The organism is Dethiosulfatibacter sp., assembly GCF_983023055.1.
This window is the reverse complement of sequence record NZ_CEZJXU010000273.1, coordinates 1-3,474: the sequence shown is the minus strand read 5'-3', so window position 1 is coordinate 3,474 and position 3,474 is coordinate 1. Positions and strand designations below refer to the sequence as shown.

6 protein-coding genes are annotated in these 3,474 nt (G+C 36.9%); 1 reads left to right on the top strand and 5 read right to left on the bottom strand.

Annotated elements, in window-relative coordinates; all coding sequences use genetic code 11:
* Positions 1–247: ABC transporter permease (locus tag AC3AX0_RS09480; protein ID WP_487550051.1), on the top strand; the 247-nt coding region annotated here is incomplete at its 5' end.
* Between the two features lie 87 nt (positions 248–334).
* On the opposite strand, the gene AC3AX0_RS09475 is transcribed toward AC3AX0_RS09480, so the two are convergent.
* From AC3AX0_RS09475 to AC3AX0_RS09455, 5 genes are all read right to left on the bottom strand, one after another.
* Positions 335–460: a hypothetical protein gene (locus tag AC3AX0_RS09475; RefSeq protein WP_487550050.1), complete on the bottom strand. Its 126-nt coding sequence runs from the start codon at positions 458–460 to the stop codon at positions 335–337.
* 37 nt (positions 461–497) lie between these two features.
* The gene (locus AC3AX0_RS09470) at positions 498–2,090 is read right to left on the bottom strand and encodes a hypothetical protein (RefSeq protein WP_487550049.1); all 1,593 of its coding nucleotides are present in this window, start codon (positions 2,088–2,090) and stop codon (positions 498–500) included.
* Positions 2,087–2,644: an RNA polymerase sigma factor gene (locus AC3AX0_RS09465; RefSeq protein WP_487550048.1), complete on the bottom strand. Its 558-nt coding sequence runs from the start codon at positions 2,642–2,644 to the stop codon at positions 2,087–2,089. Before AC3AX0_RS09465 ends, AC3AX0_RS09470 begins: the two co-directional genes overlap by 4 nt.
* A gap of 81 nt (positions 2,645–2,725) precedes the next feature.
* Complete coding sequence (locus AC3AX0_RS09460; RefSeq protein ID WP_487550047.1) at positions 2,726–2,932, bottom strand: helix-turn-helix domain-containing protein; 207 nt, start codon at positions 2,930–2,932, stop codon at positions 2,726–2,728.
* A gap of 11 nt (positions 2,933–2,943) precedes the next feature.
* Positions 2,944–3,474, bottom strand: a 531-nt coding sequence (locus tag AC3AX0_RS09455) for a hypothetical protein (RefSeq protein WP_487550046.1), incomplete at its 5' end; no start/stop codon positions are given.

Sequence of the window (3,474 nt, the reverse complement as noted above, 5' to 3'; positions counted from 1 at the left end):
AACCATGGCATTCCTTCTGCCCAGTGTGCTGCTGTCAGGATTCATGTTCCCAAGGGAATCAATGCCCCAGGTAATTCAATTTTTCAGCAATCTCCTTCCCATTACCCACTTTCTAATTGTGCTGCGAGGCATCATTGTAAAAGGGGTTGGAGTCGGCGAACTACTGAATGCTACAATAGCAATGCTGGTTTTAATAGGTCTAATCATATTTGTAACAACAGTTAAATTCACTAAAAAATTAGACTAATAGCATCAATAACCAAACTGTAAAAAAGAAAACAACTGATTTTAATCAAACCAGTTGTTTTCTTTTTTATTCAATTTCATCAATCATTTACCGGCCTTCATAATCAAAGACACTGTAAAATTGTATGTTCCCGTCAAATTCAAAGAATGGAATCATTCCTTTCTCCATTGCTGGAATTTCCATGATTGCAGTTTCTTCATTATTTGATTTCATTATGTTCTCCTTTGATGAAAATTTCTTTACCTTCAAATCATTTTCCATTTTCGTTGAGTTTTGACTTGATTTCCATATAGTAACGTTCCTTATCCAAATCAAGTATCACTTCTCTTATCCCCTTCTCAAGATTGAAGCCAAAATTCTGTCGAACTATTTCAATCAAATCGTGGTCCTGAATTGAAGCTGTCTGTTCTGTAAATGTCATATTGGAACCAAGTCTTGTTACCATATCATAACCGTCTACATCCATATTGTCACTTCCAGATCCGTCATAATCGAAACTATGCTCCTTCACCATGCTTGCTTCAACAGATACACTTTCTCCAGGTGGTATTGCAATATCAAAAGAAAGATAAAGCACCCTGTCCATAGTCAGAACTTCGGAGAAAATATCTTCAAGCATTCCAATATCATATCTATCCATTGGTTCATCAGATAAAATGTCATAATCAAGAAGCAATTCTGCAGCTAGACCATATTGCATTTCCATGGAAACGGTATCATTCATAGTCCTTTTTACATCATTGTTATAAAATTCGTTGCTCTGCACCATTGCATTCCACAAAGCCTCTCCCAGAGTGATTACATAACGATTCACCGTCGCAGTTACTCCTTCAAGCTCATTGCCTTCATCACAACCACCATTCATGTACCCTTGCAAAACATACTCATCGATATCCTCTCCCATAACAATAAGATATCGAGGCATGCCATATAGAGAATTGAACTCCTCAGGTATGCTAAAATGACAGGCTCTATAATTTTTGTCGGAATTCATGCTACCTCCATTAAAGCCATAGGTAAAAATCATGGTCTTGCTGTAATCCATGATGAATTCCATATTCAAGGTGGGATTTTCGCCCTTTTCATGGTTAGCTATTATATCGCTGAATTCATATACTGCCACAGTTTGATCAAACAGAGGAAACTCATCAAATGCTCTATCCAAATACTCTCCATTAGAAAGCAATGCTTCATACCCTTCCCATGACTTTATTGCAGCAAGATTCAGTGTTTCATTCTCTTCAGGACCATCCTTACCATAGACACCTTCGAAGCTGCCTGTATAAGGACCTGGATGAAGAACTGCATGGGCTTTCAAGCCGTTCACAGTAATTGTCGGTATGATATTTTCATCATCATGCAAAGTACCTGCAAAAGGATAAATGCCGGAAGCCACCAACTCCTCATTGGTAGAATTCTTCACCATATAACTGTCTGTAACAATAACTTCACTGTCATAACGTTTATAAGTTTTGGTTTTGCCATCATGTGTCTCATACTCCTCTTTTCTAGGAATATAAGAAGAAAAGTCAAAATCAATTTTTCTCTTGGCACTTAATCCATCTGTGTTTTCTGATAAAGTTAAGGGGAAAACAGGACCTGCATAAGACATGAACACATTACCCTCGCTATGACCATTACTGCCACTGGTACCTCCGGGAATAAAGGACCCCATTCTCAATAAGGAGAATCCGCCTATTCCTATGACCAATACAAGGCTGGCAGCAATTGCTATCCATTTTTTCCATTTTCGAAATTGCTTCTTCAGCTTGGTAACCCTGGCTTCTTCAATCAATACATCATCCACCTCTGTAATGGCATCAAATATCTTCTTCTCTTTCATAGGAATATGCCCTCCCTTTCTAAAACATTTCTAAGCTTCTGTCTTAAGCGGTAGATTCTTCCGGCAAGCTTGTTGGGAGTTATTCCACATTCAACAGCAAGGTCATTCACTGCATCTCCATACCAATATCGTCTCATGAAAAGAACACGATCATCCTGAGACAAACTGTGCAACCAGCTGTTAATCACCTTTGTAATTTCCATTGTTTCAATTTCTTCTTCCACATTCTGAGTAGAAGGTATGCAATTGTTAAGTTCTGAAAGAATGACTTCTACACTACAATCTCTCTTTTGAGCTCTATTCTTATACCAATAATTGATTGAATTATTGCGGGTAATGCGTCCCAGATAGGCTGAGAAAAACTTAGGTCTCTGGGGTGGCATGGTATTCCAGGCTTTATTATAAGTATCGCTTACAGATTCTTCTGCATCCTCATGTTTAGACAGGATGTTCCCCGCTATTCTGTGAAGCAATCGTCCATATTTTTTATCCGTTTCACTGATAGCTGATTCATCCCGCGACCAAAACAGCGCTATTATTTCTATGTCCTCCATGTGGATCCTCCTTTCTAGTTGAATTTAACGTCTTCACTTAATAAGACAGTAAACAAACTGGAATATTCGAAAAAATGAAAGTTAATCATCCACATATTCAATAATATCTCCCGGCTGACATTCCAGATGCTTGCATATGGCATCTAATGTTGAAAAACGTATGGCTTTAATTTTACCAGTTTTAATATTAGATAGATTCACCGGCGAAAGATTAATAAGTCCAGCCAGCTCATTCAATTTCATTTTCTTGTCTGCTAATACTCGATCCAAACGTATAATAATAGCCATCTTAAATCTCCCTATAGTGTCGCATCATACTCATCTTGCAAAAATAATCCATACTCGGTGATATCAGAAAAGATATAACCCATCATTCCAATTAATACTCCAATCCAATCAAAATCGATAGTAATAAGGACACTGTGCGTAGCGAAAGCACTGAGTAGGATACATAAAAGCGTATTTCCTAAAGTAGAATAGAGTAAAATCATATAGGACAATTTGCGCAAGGATTTTACATATTTAAGTTGAAAAGGACTTTCTTCATTTAATATATCTGTTATTAAAAGAAGCATCTTCTTTAATCCAATTACAATAAGCATGAATGCCAATATACTACTTACAAAAACATCACAAATAATTGCAGCCTGAATATTGATATAGTCAATGGGTAAAAACTGAAGAATAATTGTAGGAATACTACCTTTAACAAAAATAGAAGCAGATCCAATACCAAGAGGAAAATCAACAGAATACACCCATTGACGAATCCCTTGTTCAAAATCAATGGCTGAATCAGGAACAAAAGGTATAGCAAAGATTGAAAATAT

Excerpts from the sequence above, each read along its gene's own strand:
- AC3AX0_RS09460 (WP_487550047.1), bottom strand. The coding sequence starts at position 2,932 with ATGGCTATTATTATACGTTTGGATCGAGTATTAGCAGACAAGAAAATG.
- AC3AX0_RS09470 (WP_487550049.1), bottom strand. The coding sequence starts at position 2,090 with ATGAAAGAGAAGAAGATATTTGATGCCATTACAGAGGTGGATGATGTA.
- AC3AX0_RS09475 (WP_487550050.1), bottom strand. The coding sequence starts at position 460 with ATGAAATCAAATAATGAAGAAACTGCAATCATGGAAATTCCAGCAATG.
- AC3AX0_RS09465 (WP_487550048.1), bottom strand. The coding sequence starts at position 2,644 with ATGGAGGACATAGAAATAATAGCGCTGTTTTGGTCGCGGGATGAATCA.